Below are 16,843 nucleotides of genomic sequence, written 5' to 3' on the forward strand. Positions count from 1 at the left end.
TGATGTGTAAAGCACGACGGGCTGTTCCGGTCAAATACCGGGCCAGCCAAACCATTCTTCCGAGCGGCCATTCTGCCGAAGGAACATGAAAATCGGCGTGGCCGATTTCATTTTTTCAATCGTCGGTCGGTCTGTCTTTGGGGTCAAACTGAACGATGGTTGTCCATCGCGCGGTCAAGGCAGGTTTCTTTTCGTTTTCGATTTCTACCGAGACATCGTAGCTGGTCATCATCATGGCCGCGCCGCGCAGGCGTGCTTCAACCAGTGTGAAATGTCCACGGATACGAGCACCGCTTTTAACCGGGCTGACAAAGCGAATATTTTCAAAGCCATAGTTGATACCCATGGTCTGTTCGCGGATTTTTGGCAGCGCGCTGTAATTGATGGCAGACAGCAGCGACAGTGTCAGGAAACCATGGGCAATGGTGCCGCCAAACGGGCTTTCAGCCTTGGCGCGGTCCGGGTCTGTGTGAATGAACTGTTCGTCCAGAGTGGCCTTGGCAAAGGCGTCAATCATCGGCTGGTCGACGAGGATCCAGTCCGACACACCGATCTCGCTGCCTACCAGGTCTTTTACGTCTTTTAATGAAATTTCGCGGGTCATAAGATTTTACCAGAAATGGTGAGGTGAAGCACTGCAATGCCTCAGTCTATGTTTGTTGCCTATCTCCCAACAGCGGTATGCAATTTCGGGAGGCGTGCTGCTACATCATAAATGTTCACTTGGTGTGGCAATAACAAGATTTGTCATGGCTGATGATAGAAACCGACGCTGCGGGCAGGCACGGTAGCGCCACCCTCCTCGGCATCACCGCCAACAGACTTCCAACCGCTGCCGGGAAGGATAAAGTTCTGAGGTTCATATCTGCGGTTGAACAGCACGGCGAGACGCGTCGATTTTCCGGTGTTCAGGTCTTTGGTTTTTAACAGCATGGAAAAGGGTGTTCCCTCGGCTCTTTCCCAGTCTGCGACGCTCATGGTCACGCCTTCAGGGTTCAACCATTCAACATCCTGATCGCGTCCGGTGAAAAAATCCGTCGAGGAAAAGACAGCGAAGCGTTTGCGCACAGAAGACAGGCACGCGGTGTGGGCAACCAGTTCGCTGTTCAGGCCTCTCCAGTCGAGCCAGGTAAGCTCATTGTCCTGCGCATAGGCATTATTATTGCCCTGCTGCGAGCGTCCACCTTCGTCACCTGCCGTCAGCATGATTGTCCCATGAGTGACAAACAGTGTGGACAACATGGCTTTTACGTCAGCGGCACGTCTTTTAAGTATCTCCGGATCGTCGGTACTGCCTTCTGCACCATTGTTCCACGAATGGTTTTCATTATGGCCATCACGGTTTTCTTCGCCGTTTCGCTCATTGTGCTTGCCGGCATAGGAGACGATGTCCATCAGGGTGAAACCATCATGGGCGGCGAGAAAATTGACGCTGCGGGTTTCCGTTCCGCTATGGCGTGAAAAAATGCCAGACGAGCCGGCCAGCGCATCGGCCAATGCACCGGTTGTCCACTGGTCGCCACGCCAGTAACGGCGGAGATCATCGCGGGCTCGGTCATTCCATTCCAGATAGGCATCCGGGAAATTGCCGAGTTGATATCCATCCGGTCCGATGTCCCAGGGTTCGGCAATCAGGATGCGATCTTTCAGCAGAGGGTCGTTGTGAATGGCAGCCATTGTCGGTGATTGCCGTTCAAAACCGGTTTCCGAGCGACCCAGCACCGGCGCCAGATCAAAGCGGAAACCATCTATGCCCGCATGCTGAACGAAATGGCGCAGGCTATCGACAATAAGCCGACGCACCGGCTCGCTGTCGCAGGCAACGGTGTTGCCGGTGCCGGTATCATTGACCAGCACGCCGGGATTGTCTGCTGCGTGGCGATAATAATTGAGATTGTCGAGCCCGCGCAGTGACAGCGTTGTTCCGTGACGATCACTTTCACCGGTGTGGTTGAACACCAGATCGAGGATGACGCCGATTTCCTGTGCATGGAGTGCGGCGACGGTGTCGCGCAGCTCATTCACACCACCGGGCGCAAGCCGTGGATCAAGCGCCATGAAGGCAACGGGGTTATAACCCCAGCCATTGGTCAGGCCGAGAGGCGGCAGATGGCGTTCGTCAATCCAAGCGGTGATCGGCATCAGTTCGATGGCATCAACGCCGATATGTTTGAGGTGGGCCACCACCGACGGATGGGCAAGGGCTGCAATCGTACCCCGTTGATGTTCAGGCACGTCAGGATGCAGCATGGTGAAAGGTTTGACGGCAATTTCATAAATGAAACCGCCCTTATTGAAGCGCGGTTTGTCCAGTGTGACGGGCTTGTGCCGTGTCACAACCGATTTTGGTGTGACGAAGGCTGTTTCCAGACCAAAGGTGAACATGCTTGGATGATTGGAAAAGGGACGATCGAGCACGGTCGCGTAAGGATCGACCAGCAGTTTTGTTGGATCGAACCACAGGCCGTGATCGGGTGCATAAACACCGTGTGCCCTGTAGCCATACCGTGCGCCGGGTTTTACGCCGTCTACAAACAGGCGGTGAACATCGTCATCGCCGCGTTCCATCGCCAAGCGGGCGATTTCCTTGTTGCCGGTTTCGTCAAATAGGCACAGTTCAAGTTTCGATGCATATTGCGAGCGGACCGCGAATTCGACGCTATCCTGGAAAAGCTGGGTTCCCCCATGCAAAGCACTACCGGTGTTGGTGAAAGCGGTGTCATCTGCCATTGGAAGATATTTTCCCAGCTTTTCCTGCATGGTTTTGACAGGAAGGTTTCGACCGGCGCGCATGGGTGCGGCACCGCACATCTTACTGTGCAGTGCCCGCTATTATCAGGTGATAACGGTTGGCTCGGAACGGCCAGTATGGGACTTGATGCCGGCAATGGTATCTGCCACGGAAATCAGGTCGGCCAGAGCGTCCTGCGTGTCAATGGCGTGACGGGCCGGATCAGCCTCGTAACGTTCGACATAAAGGCGCAGCGTTGCACCCGCTGTACCGGTGCCGGACAGGCGCAGCACGATGCGTGAGCCGCCTTCAAACAGAATACGGATGCCCTGATTTTTGCTGACGGAGTGATCGATCGGATCGTGATAGGCAAAATCATCGGCTGAGGCGACCTTGAGGTTGCCGTAGGATGTGCCCGGAAGTGTGGCCAGCTTTTCGCGCAGTGTCGTTACCAGCGTGTTGGCGGCGGTAGCATCGACCTCTTCATAGTCGTGACGCGAATAGTAGTTGCGACCATATTCGGCCCAGTGTTTCGTCACGATGTCTTTGACGCTTTCCTTGCGGACGGCAACGATGTTGAGCCAGAACAGCACGGCCCAGAGGCCGTCTTTCTCACGTACGTGGTTGGAGCCGGTTCCGAAGCTTTCCTCACCGCATACCGTCACCTTGCCAGCATCCAGCAGGTTGCCGAAGAATTTCCAGCCGGTCGGGGTTTCGTACATGCCAAGGCCCAGTTTTTCGGCAACACGGTCTGCTGCGGCGCTGGTTGGCATGGAGCGGGCAATACCGGAAATGCCGCCAGCGTAACCGGGTGCCAGTTTGGCATTGGCGGCAATGATGGCGAGGCTGTCGGATGGTGTCACGAACATGCCCTTGCCGACCACCATATTGCGGTCGCCATCGCCGTCCGACGCAGCGCCGAAATCGGGACCTTCTGCGCTCATTACGTCGTCGTAAAGTTCCTTGGCGTGCACGAGGTTCGGGTCAGGATGGTGACCACCAAAATCCGGCAAAGGAACAGCGTTGCGTACCGAACCCTTTGGTGCGCCAAGGCGCTTTTCGAGGATTTCGACCGCATAAGGGCCGGTGACGGCGCTCATGCTGTCGATGATCACGCCGAAGCCGCCAGCAATCAACGTCTTGATCGCGCCAAAATCAAACAGGCTCTCCATCAGTTCGGCATAATCGGCAACGGGGTCAATGACCTCGACGGTCATGCCGCCAGCATCGACAGAGCCGATGGCATCCAGATCTATGTCGGCAATATCGGCGATCTTGTAGCTGTCGATAACCTTGGTGCGAGCGAAGATCGCATCGGTAATTTTTTCCGGTGCAGGGCCGCCATTGTCGACATTGTACTTGATGCCAAAGTCTTCATCCGGCCCGCCGGGATTGTGGCTTGCGGACAGAACGATGCCACCGAAGGCGCCGTATTTGCGAATGATGTTAGAAGCGGCCGGCGTGGAGAGAATACCACCCTTGCCGACCAGAACCTTGCCGAAACCGGCAGCTGCAGCCATTTTGATGGCCTTCTGGATGACCTCGCGGTTGTAATAACGGCCATCGCCGCCGATCACCAGTGTCTTGCCATTGAAGTTTTCAAGTGAGTCAAAAATGGATTGAATAAAGTTTTCTGCGTAATTTGGTTGCGCGAAGACTTTCACCTTCTTGCGCAGTCCGGACGTGCCGGGCTTCTGATCCTGAAATGGCGTCGTTGCGACGGTCTTGATCATTGTTCAATTGCCTTTCGAAGCAAGACGGGAATAAAGGTCGGCATAAAGGCCTGCACTTTTTTCCCACGATACGTCTGATTTCATGCCCTGTTTCTGGATTTGCGTCCATAGTTTCGGTTCACTGTAGAAGCGCAATGTCTTGCGCAATGCCTGGCGGAGACCGTTGGCCGACACGGGCGAGAACTGAATGCCGGTCGCTGCCTTGGCGGCAAGGGCTGCCGGATTAGCATCGATAACCGTGTCATTCAGGCCACCCGTACGGGCGACAACGGGCACGCAACCGTAACGAAGGGCATAAAGCTGGGTCAGGCCACAAGGCTCAAAACGGGAAGGGATGATAATGCTGTCGCAACCTGCCTGCATGAGATGTGAAAGTGGTTCATTGTAGCCTATAGCGACGCCTAGGCGGCCATTGTGGCGGGAAGATGCCGCAAGCAGCGCACCTTCCAGTGCGATATCGCCAGCACCCAGCACCACCAGCCGTGCACCCATATCAACGATTTCATCGGCGACTTCGGCCATCAGGTCGATGCCTTTTTGCCAGGTCAGACGGGAAATGATGCACAATAGTGGCGTGTCGTCTTCATCGATGCGAAAGTGCGACGCGACGGCGGCTTTGTTGGCGCTGCGCGCCTTGATGTTTGCCTGGCTGAAATTGTCCGCGATCAAAGTATCGGTGGCCGGGTTCCACACCTGCGTGTCGATGCCGTTGACGATACCGAACAGGGCATCGGCGCGACTGGCAATTACCCCTTCAAGGCCCATGCCAAATTCTGGTGTGAGGATTTCCTCGGCATAGGATGGGCTGACAGTGCTCAGCGCAGTCGCGGTTTGCAGACCACCTTTCAGGAAACTGACGGAACCGTAATATTCGACAGCCTCCATGAAGGCATGGGCTGGCAGACCCAACTGACTGAAAATAGTGGCGTCGAACTGGCCCTGGAAGGCGATATTATGGATGGTCAGCAGGCTTGGAATTTCCGGTGCCTCACCATATCGCATATAGACCGGTGCCATGGCACCTTGCCAATCATGGGCGTGCAGAATGTCCGGTTGCCAGCCGGGCATTTTTCCGGTGGCGATTTGTGCCGCCGCCAGCGACAGTGCGGCGAAACGTTTCCAGTTATCCTGATAGTCCTTGCCGGTCGCATCAAGATACGGCCCGCCCGAGCGCGCAAACAGGCTGGGTGCGTCCAGCACCAGCAGGTCCAGACCCTCATGCGTAACTTCGAGAATGTTGCCGGTTTCACCCAGCAGATTATCGAAGGTCGCAATCTTGCGAGCATCCTTGATCGCCGACATGACCGGCGGATAGCCCGGAATAAGGGTCTTGGTTTCCACCCCCAGCGATTTGATCGCAAGGGGCAGGGCGCCTGCAACATCCGCAAGGCCGCCGGTTTTGATGAGCGGGTAGACTTCGGATGAAACCGAAAGAACTTTCATAGGTGTTACACGTCCAGCTTGTCGATCATGGATTGGGTGATGAGGCATATGCCGTTCTCGGAACGGCGGAAGCGTTTTGCATCCATTTCCGGGTCTTCGCCAACGATCAGACCCTCTGGAATGGTCACGCCATGGTCAATGACCACATTGGTCAAACGGGCATGGCGGCCAATGGTAACCTTCGGAAGAATGATCGCACCTTCAAGACGCGAGTAGGAGTTGGCGCGAACACCCGTGAACAGCAAGCTGCGGTAAAGCGACGAACCGGAGATGATACAATCGCCTGACACCAGTGAGGAAATGGCCGAACCACGACGACCTTCGTCGTCATGCACAAATTTGGCTGGCGGGTTAATCTCCGCATAGGTCCAGATCGGCCATGATTTGTCGTAGATATCCAGTTCCGGCAGAATATCGGTCAGGTCGATATTGGCCTGCCAGTAGGCATCGATCGTGCCAACATCGCGCCAGTAAGGAGCGCGTTCAAAATCGGAACGGACGCAGGATTGCGCAAAACGATGCGCCACAGCCTTACCGTTTTCCACGATGTAGGGAATGATATCCTTACCGAAATCGCGGCTGGAATTGGGATCGTCTGCATCGCGACGCAGGCATTCCATCAGGAATTTCGTATGGAAGACGTAAATGCCCATCGAGGCCAGCGCGAAATCCTCGTTGCCTGGAATGCCAGGCGGATCGGCCGGTTTTTCGATGAATGCGCTGATTTCGTCCTTGTCATTGACATGCATGACACCGAAGCCGGTTGCTTCCATGCGCGGCACTTCCATGCAGCCAATGGTGACATCCGCGCCTGAATCGACGTGCTGTTGCAGCATCAATTCATAATCCATCTTGTAAATGTGATCGCCGGCCAGAATGACCATGTATTCAGGTGCATAGGGCTCGATGATGTCGATGTTCTGGAAAACGGCGTCGGCGGTGCCCTCGTACCACTGCGTTTCTGACACGCGCTGGCTGGCCGGCAGAATATCAAAACTTTCGTTTCGTTCCGGACGCAGAAAGTCCCAGCCGCGTTGCAGGTGGCGAATAAGCGAATGGGCCTTGTATTGTGTGGCTACGCCAATGCGACGGATACCGGAGTTTAAGGCGTTGGACAGTGCAAAATCAATAATGCGGGCTTTGCCGCCAAAATAAACCGCAGGCTTGGCGCGTCGGTCGGTGAGTTCCTTTAAACGGCTTCCACGCCCACCGGCAAGCACATAGGCCATAGCATCGCGTGCCAGAGGCTGTATTCTTTTTTCGCTCATGTTCGTCCTCCCTCATGGGCCTTCATGTGTGTGCTGTCAGTTTTCTGGTTCCAGCATGATTGTGGCCAAGGGCGGCAATGTCAGCACCGCACCAATGGCCCCTCCCGCATCGACGGCTTGTACCTTGCCGCCGTTTCCTTTGCCGCTGCCGCCGTAAATCTCGGCATCGGTATTCAATATTTCGCGCCAGCGGCCAGCCGTTGGCAGCGGCACATAATAATTTTCACGGTAGACCGGGGTAAGATTGCAAATCACCGCAACCGGCTTTTCACCCGGTGCCGAACGAAGCCAGGCAAAAACAGAGTTTTCCTGATCGTCGACCACCAGCCAGTTGAAGCCTTCCGGCTCACAGTCACGGGCATGTAGTGCCGCTTTTGATCGGTAGGTCAGGTTAAGGTCGCGGACGAGGCGACGGATGCCTTCATGCATGTGATATTGCAGCAGATTCCAGTCGAGTGACTTGCTTTCACTCCACTCGCTCCACTGGGCAAATTCCTGTCCCATGAACAACAGCTTCTTGCCGGGGTAACCCCACATGAAGCCGTAATAGGCGCGCAGATTGGCAAATTTCTGCCAGTCATCGCCTGACATCTTGGCAATCAGCGACCCTTTGCCATGCACAACCTCGTCGTGAGACAGAGGAAGCACGAAGTTTTCGGTGAAAGCATAGAGAAGGCCGAAGGTCAGTTCCTGATGGTGGAATTTGCGATGCACTGGCTCGCGTGCAAAGTAGCTCAGCGTGTCATGCATGAAACCCATGTTCCACTTGAAGCCAAAGCCGAGTCCTCCCTCATGCACCGGATGCGAGACCTTGGGCCAAGAGGTGGATTCTTCGGCAATGGTCATGATGCCCGGATTGGCAGCGTAGGCCAGCTCGTTCATCTTTTGCAGGAAGCGTACCGAATCCAGGTTTTCGCGCCCGCCATATTCATTGGGAATCCACTCGCCTTCTTTGCGAGAGTAGTCGAGGTAAAGCATTGAGGCCACGGCATCGACACGAAGGCCATCCAGATGGAACTTTTCCGCCCAGTAGAGAGCGTTGTTGATGAGGTATGACATCACCTCAACGCGTCCAAAGTTATAGATTGCGGTGTTCCAGTCGGGGTGCATGCCCTGACGCGGGTCGGCATGCTCGTAAAGGGCCGTGCCGTCAAACTGGCGCAGGCCATGTTCGTCGGTTGGGAAGTGGGCCGGAACCCAGTCGAGGATAACGCCGAGACCAACCTTGTGGGCACCGTTTACGAAGCGGGCAAATCCTTCCGGTTCTCCAAATCGTGCAGATGGCGCAAACAGACCGGTGGTCTGGTACCCCCAGGAAGGGTCATAGGGGTGTTCGGTAATGGGCATGAACTCGATATGGGTAAAACCCATGTCGACACAGTAGGGGATGAGCTCTGCGGCCATTTCATCCCAGCTCAGCATGCCTCCGTCTTTGTGCCTGCGCCACGACCCGGCATGCACCTCATAAATGCTGATTGGCTGACGGCGCTGGTCAACCTTGGCCCAGTGCTCCATATGCTCCTGATCTTCCCATTTCTGGACCAGTTCAGGTGTTGTCATCGAGCCGTTTTTAGGGCGCAGTTCTGCGCGGCGGGCATAAGGGTCTGCCTTCAATGGAAGGCGGGTACCATCGGCGCCAATAATCTCGAATTTGTAAATGCAGCCGGCATAAACGTCCGGTGCAAAAATTTCCCAGATGCCGGTATCGGCGCGGTTGCGCATGACATGGCGGCGGCCATCCCAATTGTTGAAATCGCCCACCACTGACACCCGCTTGGCATTTGGTGCCCAGACGGCGAAATGAAATCCTTCGACCCCTTCGAACTTGAGCGGGTGTGCTCCCATCTTATCGAACAAGCGCAGATGCGATCCTTCACGGACCAGATAATCATCCATCGGACCAAGTACAGGACCGAAGCTGTAGGGGTCGGTGACTGCCCACTCTGCATCACCTCGCAGTGCACGGTATCTCAGAGCTTTCCTCGACGTCAGGCTGACCGGGCCTTCGAAGAAACCGGCCGGATCGCGGCAAGTCAATTCACCCACCACGTTGCCGTCAATCGTCAGAGCCGTTACCGCTTCCGCGCCAGGAATAAAACAGCGCGCAACGAAGCCGTCCGCGACTTGATGCACGCCGAGAATTGCAAAGGGGTTGGAATGCAGACCGCCCGTTATCGCCTCGATTTCTGCTTGAGATATTTCACTCTTCTGTTTTTGATCAGGCGTATCGAGCGGTTTTTTCATCAAGCTCTCCAGATTTCTGAGGCATATTGCCGTATTGTTCTGTCGGAAGAGAACCAGCCCATACGCGCGGTATTGTAGATGGTTTTGGAGTACCAGGAAGCCGGGTCGCTCCAGATGGCGTCAACATCACGCTGGGCCTTGGCGTAAGAATCGAAATCCGCAGCAACCATGAACCAGTCATTGTTGTAAATGCCATCCATCAGACCTGCGAACCGTGAACGGTCATCCGGAGAGAACACACCGGAGGCAATTGCCGAGAGGGCTTGTGACAATTCACGCGAACTTTCGATGATGGCGCGTGGATTGTGACCATCCGCGCGGGCCTGAGCGACTTCTTCAGCTGTCTTTCCGAAGATAACAATGTTTTCGTCGCCAACATGTTCCAGCATTTCGACATTTGCACCGTCAAGCGTGCCGATGGTCAGCGCGCCGTTGAGTGCGAACTTCATGTTGCCGGTACCGGATGCTTCCATGCCAGCGGTCGAAATCTGCTCCGACAGATCTGCGGCGGGGACCATGATTTCTGCCAGCGAAACATTGTAATTCGGAATGAAAACAACTTTCAGCAAACCGCGCACGGACGGATCATTGTTGATGACACGGGCAATGTCGTTGGCGAGTTTGATGATCAGCTTGGCATTGTGGTAGCTTGGTGCTGCCTTGCCCGCGAAAAATTTTACGCGTGGCGCCCAATCCAACTCCGGATGGGAGCGAATCTGATCATACAGTGCAACAGCCTCGATGAGGTTGAGAAGCTGGCGTTTGTATTCATGGATACGCTTGATCTGGATGTCGAACATCGCCGAAGGGTCGACACGAATGCCCATGCGCTGCGCAACGAGATTGGCGAGACGCACCTTGTTCAGGCGCTTGACCTCGGCAAATTTGTCGCGGAATGCACTGTCCTGAGCGAACCCATCCAGTGCCTTCAGTTTCTCGGCATCATCAAGGAAGTCGTCGCCAATAGCTTCACGCACCAACCCGGTGAGGCCCGGGTTACACTGCATCAACCAGCGCCGCGGGGTAATGCCGTTGGTCTTGTTGTTGATACGATCTGGGTAAAGCCGATGCAGGTCGGCAAATACCGTTTCCTTCATCAACTCCGTGTGCAATGCCGAAACACCGTTGACGGAATGTGAGCCGATGAAGGCAAGATTGCCCATGCGCACGCGCCGTTCGCCATTTTCATCGATCACAGAGATCGAGCGGATTTGCTGATCTTCGACCTTCTTTTCCTTGCGCGCGGTGAACAGGATTTTGGCGTTGATTGCATAAATGATCTGCATATGGCGCGGCAAGAGACGCTCGAGCAACGGCACAGGCCAGCTTTCCAGAGCTTCCGGCAGCAGGGTGTGGTTGGTGTATGAGAATGTGTTGCGGGTCAGTTCCCAGGCATCATCGAAGTCCAGGCCGTGAATGTCGGTCAGCAGACGCATCATTTCGGCAATCGAAATTGCCGGGTGGGTGTCGTTGAGCTGGATGGAGACCTTGTCCGGCAGGCTGGTAAAATCCGGGTACTGCTGGAGATGTCGGCGTAGAATGTCCTGCAGGGATGCAGACGAGAAGAAAAATTCCTGCCGCAGACGCAGTTCTTGACCGGCCGGATTTGCATCTGCCGGATAGAGAACGCGTGTCAGGCTTTCAGCCTTGTTGCTTTCACGCAGGGCGCCAATGTGATCGCCAGCGTTGAACGCATCGAGAAGAATAGGGTCGATCGGCTGGGCCGACCACAGGCGCAGCGTATTGACGCGCTTGCCGCGCCAGCCAACGACCGGGGTGTCGTAGGCCATGGCGATAACACGCTCGGCCGGTTTCCAGACAAAACGTTGGGCGTCATCATAACCGCCAATGGTTTCGACAGCGCCGCCGAAGCCGATTTCATAGGAACTTTCGCGGCGTTCAAACTCCCAGGGATTGCCGTGGGCGAGCCATGTTTCCGGCAGCTCGACCTGCCAGCCATCCGCCATCTGCTGGCGAAACAGGCCGTGAACGTAACGGATGCCGTAACCATAGGCCGGGATTTCAACTGTTGCCATGGATTCCATGAAGCAGGCAGCAAGGCGTCCAAGACCGCCATTGCCAAGCGCGGCGTCCGGCTCGAGCCCCGCTATGACGTCCATGTCGACACCAAGCGATGTCAGGGCATCACGAATTTCCTGCATCAGGCCAAGGTTCGAAATTGCATCGCGCATCAAGCGGCCAATCAAGAACTCAAGCGACAGGTAATAAACGCGCTTGTTGCCAGTTTTGTATACCTTGCGGGTGGACTCCATCCACCTGTCGATTACACGGTCACGGACAACGAGAATGGTTGCGGTCAGCCAGTCATGCGGCTTGGCAACCTTGACGTCTTTGCCGATTCTGTATGTCAGGCGTTCAATGATTTCCGAAGCAAGAATTTCCGGATCGGAACTGCGCGGAGTGGGGAGAGGAAGATCGGCCGGCGAGAGGTTATTGATCATTATTTGGTCAGCACCTTGAGAGGGAGGGAGGGTCTGATTCTGTCGATCTGGCTTACACTTAGTCCAAGCAATTTATGCACCGATACGGAACCGTTGCAATAATCGTTTTTGCGAAGAATGCAGTTCGCGATGATTATTTTATTATGTCAAAAGTATAACTGCTTGTCGGCACGAGCCCGCAATTTGCGTTTTGATAAATGATCAAAACGAAAACGGCAGCGGAGATGCCGCTGCCGTAAGGTGGTTCGTGCTTTTTGTTGTATCAGTTGGTAAGGCGGCTGGTCTCGTCGTTCATCTTGCGAGCGATTTCGCCGAATGCCTCAACGATTTCTTCCATGTTTTCAGGTGCGTAGTAATTTTCGGCACTCGATGCACATGTCTGCAGCAAAGACTTACCCTTGGTCGGGGCCATGAAGGCAACCGAGAAGATCTTGATGCCGTCGTTTTTGATCGTCTGGCACATGGTGCGCACGTTGGTGTCGATGGTAGTGCTCGACATTTCGCCGTCGGTCATAAACACAATGTAACGTTCAAACGACGTGCTGCCATTGCCCTTGTGAGCTGCTGCTTCAGTCGCAGTCGATTTTCTCAACGCTGTATAGGCATTATTCAGTGCGGTGTACGCGTTTGTGCCGCCTGTCGGATAGGCTGGGATGGCCTTGACGTAATCATTTGCTTTCGTCGTGCCCCAGTTCATGGCTTGTGCTGAATATGTCGTGTCGCTGTAGCCGATGGCGCCAGTGCGAACGAGCTTCGATTCAGGCGAGCCATTCTTGACATAGCTGTAGTCAGCCTTGTTGAGCGTATCGACGAGATAGCTGACGGCGGTTTTCAGCGACGCTATCTTGTTGATGTAGCAAGGGCTAGACGTTACCTTGGATTCGCTCTGTCCCCAGTTGCTTTCGGTATAGTTGGCGCAGGACGACTTTGATTTGTCGATGGTATCCGTCTTGAACGACATTGAACCCGAACGGTCGAGAACCAGATACATCGACAACGGCGAACCCTTGTTGATGCTGCTGACTGCGGTGCTGGTAACGCCGATGGTGACGGTCTTGGATGAAATCAGTGAGATCAGCGGGTTGAGCTGCATGCCGTAGCTCATATTTGCAGTGATCTGAAAGTTTTTGCCGGAAACACTTTCGTCCACCTTCGCGGTGACGCTGGAGCTTTTCATCAGCTCCTCTTTTTGCTTCTTTTTCTGTTCGTCAGTGGCGTCAGGGGACAGGCGTTTCGTCGCTTCGTCAGCGATAAATTCCAGTGCCTGCTTGGAGGCCTGCTCTGGCGAGAGGTTTTCGTTTTCGTGCATGAAAGCGGTGGCGGCTGCGAGGGTTGCGGCGTCTACAGCGCTCTGCAAGCCCGCCTTCGTCTGCATGGCATTGGTCATTTCAAGGGCAACACCCGCGGTGGCAATCGTCACCGGAATGAGAATGGCAGTCAGGATGCCGAAGTTACCATCTTTGTTGGCAATCAGCTTATTGAGCACTGGCATTGTTTTCGAGAACACAGTCATGGTTCAGCCCCTTAATTAGTGAGGCATAAATAATTCAAGCTGTCTTCGTGAAGGCTTAAGTTGTTAGGTTAAATTTTAGAGATACTCATTTTGGTGCAAAAATAAGCTGTTATTGGCATGAAATAATGCAGGCGTGACTTGTAAAAACACACTTAAACGGCCGCGATCGGAATAACGTCAACAGCCTGTACAGTTTGTTGGTTGCCGTAGCTTTTTAGAACACCAATAACCGGCGATACATCAGAGTAATCGCGTCCGTAACCAACCACGATGTGGTCATGGCCGGCATAAATATTGTTGGTGGGATCAAGTTCGATGTAGCCGGTGACCGTGCCACACCAGATCCGCACCCAGGCATGCATGGCGTCTGCGCCTTCCAGCCGCTCCTTGCCGGGGGGAGGAATGGTTCTGAGGAATCCGCTGACATATCCTGCGGGAATGCCAAGGCTGCGTAGCGCCATAATCAGCACATGCGAAAAATCCTGACACACACCACGCTTCAGCTCGAAGGCCTCGCTCGGGGTGGTGTCGACTGTCGTTGCCTTGGGGTCATAGGTAAAGTCTGTGTGGATGCGCTTGCACAGCACCTTGGCAATTTCCTGCACCGTCATACCAGGTTTGACAGTCTCGAGCGCATAGGCATGGATGGCCTCATCCTGCGGAATGCGCGGACTGGTGCCAATCAGATGATGCGGGGATGATGCATCCAGTGACCAGTGGTTGAAAATGTCATCCGGCAGACGTGCCAGCAGCGGTGACAGATCGGCTTGCTGCGGCTGTGTTTCCACCTGCACGCGGGCCTGCATGCGAATGTCGAATTTTTCATGGGCGGCGCGCAGATAGACAGATGTTGCCGTCTGCTGGAAAAAATCCGAGAAAGACGTTCTTTCATCCGGTGTCGGGCTTACGGCCAGTGAGCCGGCGATTAGCCGCTGGCGGTTCGGTAGCGACAACGGCATGACACGAATGATGTGGCGGGCGCCGCTTGCCGGGGCGTCGTAGACATAGCCCATGTGCATGGAAAGATCATAAAGCATGACACATCAACCAAGGTAGGTTTGGGCAAGAAGATCGGACAGGCGTTCGAGGTCTTTTTCCAACTGACGGTAAAGCGCCACGTCGAGTTTCTCCGCCGTCATGACGGCAAGACCGGAATGAATGCGCATGGCGTCGCGGTAGAAGGGCGACATCTGGCTGTTGACCAGAGCGTTGGGCAACTGTTCGACTTCGGTGCGGATTTCGTTCAGTTGGAAAAGGATGGAACGCGGATTGAGCGGATCAAGCGCCAGAAGGTCGGTCACCGTCAGGCCGGCGGTATTGACGTTATAACGGCGGCGGTGGGTCATGACGCTGTCGCCGATTTCCAGCAGCATGTCGAAACTACCATCCGGTGCATCCGGACCTGTCATGTGGCCTAGCAGGCGGGTCATGTGCAGACCACGTTCAAGATAACGACCGATGGTCAGGAAACGCCAGCCGGTGAAACGATACATGTTTTCATGCACCAGACCGGCAAAGCCTGCGAGTTTGCGCAGCAAAATGGTCATGGCATGGGTGGCGTCATCGCCATGGCCAATATTGTCGTGGAAGCGACGCGCTGTCTTGGCGAGATCGTTCAGCGCCAGCCAGCCATCCGGTGAAAAACGGTCACGGATGTTGCTGGCCGAATATATGGCGCTGTTGATGTTGGCAATCAGGCTGGCGGGTACCGCCTCGCTCATTTCGATATCCGTGGTGGCGAGATATTTCGTGACATGGGCCAGCAGCGGTTGGCGCGGATCGGCAGATTCTGCGTAACGCGCATTCCAGGCGCGAAGGATACGCAACGCCCCTTCAGCCCGTTCAATGTAACGACCAAGCCAGAACAAATTGTCTGCCGCACGGCTTGGCAGGCTGCCTGGCATGTTGCGGCTGAATGTTTCCTCGGCTGGCAGCAGTGTCGTGCGCTCAACAGGCTTGTCGCTGACGATCCACACGTCCGCTGCCGTGCCACCATTTTGCATGGCAATGGCTGTCACGTCAGGGCTGCTGCCGATACGGGCAAAGCCACCCGGCATGATCTGCCAGCCATTTTGTGTGCGGGCAGCAAAAACACGCAGGCTCATCGGCCGCGGTACCAGCTTGCCGTCAACAAAGGCAGGGGTGGTGGACAGCGTCACGACTTCCTGACCGACCAGCTTATTGCCATCGGTGGCAAGCCATTCGCCGATGGAATCCTTTGCCGTGTCGCGCAAGGTGGCGCCCAGAACCGACTGGCCGTTATCATCAAAGAACGGCATGCGGGAATAGGCAGGGCCGATCACCATTTTTTCGATGTTACGGGCGACGTGTTCACGCTCCTGTTTCTGGCCGCACCACCACGTAGCAATAGAGGGCAATAGCAGGTCTTCACCGAGCATATGGCGGCTGATGGTCGGCAGGAACGACAGCAGGGCACGTGTTTCGAGAATGCCCGAACCCAGTGCGTTGACGATGGTCACAGAGCCATCACGCAGTGCCTGCACCAGACCCGGTGTGCCGATTCGCGAATTCTGGTCCAGTTCCAGCGGGTCTGAATAAGAGGCATCCAGGCGCCGCCACAACACGCCAATCGGTTTCAGGCCGGCAACTGTGCGTACCATCACACGGCCGTTGACCACCGTCAGGTCTTCACCTTCCAACAGCATGAAACCGAGGTAACGGGCGATATAGGCGTGTTCGAAATAGGTCTCGTTGGCAGGGCCGGGGGTCAAAACCGCAATTCGTTCTTCCGGGTGTTTGCGGTGTGCCTGTAGCGTGTCGCGGAAAGCACCGAAGAACGAGGCCAGCCGATGCACATGGGTTTCTGCATAGATATCGGAGAAGGCGCGGGTTGTTGCCACGCGGTTTTCCAATGCAAAACCGGCTCCTGATGGAGCCTGTGTGCGATCAGCCAGCACCCACCAGTTGCCATCCGGACCACGGCCGATTTCGAAGGAACAAAAGTGCAGATAATGGCCACCTTCCGGTTTTGTGCCGACGAGGGGGCGCAAGAATTCCGGATTGGATGCAATCAGGGCAGGTGGAATATAACCTTCCTGCACCAGACGGTTCTCTCCGTAGATGTCAGCGACGACTGCTTCCAGCAGGTTGGCGCGCTGAATGAGACCGCGTGAAACGCTTTCCCATTCCTTGCCATCGATGAGGACCGGAATATGTGAAATCGGCCAACTGCGTTCGATATTGGCGCCAGATCCGTAGTCACGGTAAAAGACGCCAGCATCGCGCAGATAACGGTCGGTTCTGGCAAAACGGTCGTGCAGTTCCCTTTCGGGCATGCGCGACAGCGCCGATACCATGTGCTGCCAGACGGGGCGAATATTGCCGTTGGTATCCAGCATTTCATCGGCAATGCCCGGCAAAGCGCTATAGGCAAACAATGAATGTTTGTCTGTTTGCTTTTTGCGCTGCGATGCCGGCGTTCTTGCCAA

The 16,843-nt window shown here is 55.2% G+C and carries 10 protein-coding genes; all 10 read right to left on the reverse strand.

Translation table 11 applies throughout. The features are described from left to right. Positions 1–115: 115 nt before the first annotated feature. Positions 116–604, reverse strand: a complete 489-nt coding sequence (locus M2418_RS00860; RefSeq protein ID WP_259142709.1) for a MaoC family dehydratase — start codon at positions 602–604, stop codon at positions 116–118. Positions 605–747: 143 nt separating this feature from the next. Then, complete coding sequence (gene glgX / locus M2418_RS00865) at positions 748–2,730, reverse strand: glycogen debranching protein GlgX (RefSeq protein ID WP_259144713.1); 1,983 nt, start codon at positions 2,728–2,730, stop codon at positions 748–750. A 105-nt stretch (positions 2,731–2,835) separates the two neighbouring features. Next, positions 2,836–4,464, reverse strand: a complete 1,629-nt coding sequence (locus tag M2418_RS00870; protein ID WP_259142731.1) for an alpha-D-glucose phosphate-specific phosphoglucomutase — start codon at positions 4,462–4,464, stop codon at positions 2,836–2,838. Positions 4,465–4,467: 3 nt separating this feature from the next. After that, positions 4,468–5,907 (reverse strand): glycogen synthase GlgA, encoded by a 1,440-nt coding sequence (gene glgA, locus M2418_RS00875; protein WP_259142749.1) that lies wholly within the window; start codon positions 5,905–5,907, stop codon positions 4,468–4,470. 5 nt (positions 5,908–5,912) lie between these two features. Continuing rightward, positions 5,913–7,175, reverse strand: a complete 1,263-nt coding sequence (gene glgC / locus M2418_RS00880; RefSeq protein ID WP_259142766.1) for a glucose-1-phosphate adenylyltransferase — start codon at positions 7,173–7,175, stop codon at positions 5,913–5,915. 36 nt (positions 7,176–7,211) lie between these two features. Further along, complete coding sequence (gene glgB / locus M2418_RS00885) at positions 7,212–9,419, reverse strand: 1,4-alpha-glucan branching protein GlgB (RefSeq protein ID WP_259142781.1); 2,208 nt, start codon at positions 9,417–9,419, stop codon at positions 7,212–7,214. After that, a complete protein-coding gene (locus M2418_RS00890) occupies positions 9,419–11,881 on the reverse strand; it encodes a glycogen/starch/alpha-glucan phosphorylase (RefSeq protein ID WP_259142783.1) in 2,463 nt (820 codons plus the stop codon). Before M2418_RS00890 ends, glgB begins: the two co-directional genes overlap by 1 nt. A 262-nt stretch (positions 11,882–12,143) precedes the next feature. Next, positions 12,144–13,394 carry a TadE/TadG family type IV pilus assembly protein gene (locus tag M2418_RS00895; RefSeq protein ID WP_259142786.1) on the reverse strand — a complete coding sequence of 417 codons (1,251 nt, stop codon included), beginning with the start codon at positions 13,392–13,394 and terminating at the stop codon, positions 12,144–12,146. 152 nt (positions 13,395–13,546) lie between these two features. Further along, positions 13,547–14,431, reverse strand: a complete 885-nt coding sequence (locus M2418_RS00900; RefSeq protein WP_259142789.1) for a transglutaminase family protein — start codon at positions 14,429–14,431, stop codon at positions 13,547–13,549. Positions 14,432–14,437: 6 nt separating this feature from the next. After that, a complete protein-coding gene (locus M2418_RS00905; RefSeq protein ID WP_259142791.1) occupies positions 14,438–16,843 on the reverse strand; it encodes a circularly permuted type 2 ATP-grasp protein in 2,406 nt (801 codons plus the stop codon).

Source organism: Rhizobium sp. BIGb0125 (genome assembly GCF_024810055.1).
Taxonomy (GTDB): Bacteria; Pseudomonadota; Alphaproteobacteria; order Rhizobiales; family Rhizobiaceae; genus Agrobacterium.

Coding starts and splice junctions, on each gene's coding strand:
- glgC (WP_259142766.1), bottom strand. CDS start 7,175: ATGAGCGAAAAAAGAATACAGCCTCTGGCACGCGATGCTATGGCCTAT.
- M2418_RS00900 (WP_259142789.1), bottom strand. CDS start 14,431: ATGCTTTATGATCTTTCCATGCACATGGGCTATGTCTACGACGCCCCG.
- M2418_RS00860 (WP_259142709.1), bottom strand. CDS start 604: ATGACCCGCGAAATTTCATTAAAAGACGTAAAAGACCTGGTAGGCAGC.
- M2418_RS00890 (WP_259142783.1), bottom strand. CDS start 11,881: ATGATCAATAACCTCTCGCCGGCCGATCTTCCTCTCCCCACTCCGCGC.
- glgX (WP_259144713.1), bottom strand. CDS start 2,730: ATGGCAGATGACACCGCTTTCACCAACACCGGTAGTGCTTTGCATGGG.
- glgA (WP_259142749.1), bottom strand. CDS start 5,907: ATGAAAGTTCTTTCGGTTTCATCCGAAGTCTACCCGCTCATCAAAACC.
- glgB (WP_259142781.1), bottom strand. CDS start 9,419: ATGAAAAAACCGCTCGATACGCCTGATCAAAAACAGAAGAGTGAAATA.
- M2418_RS00895 (WP_259142786.1), bottom strand. CDS start 13,394: ATGACTGTGTTCTCGAAAACAATGCCAGTGCTCAATAAGCTGATTGCC.
- M2418_RS00870 (WP_259142731.1), bottom strand. CDS start 4,464: ATGATCAAGACCGTCGCAACGACGCCATTTCAGGATCAGAAGCCCGGC.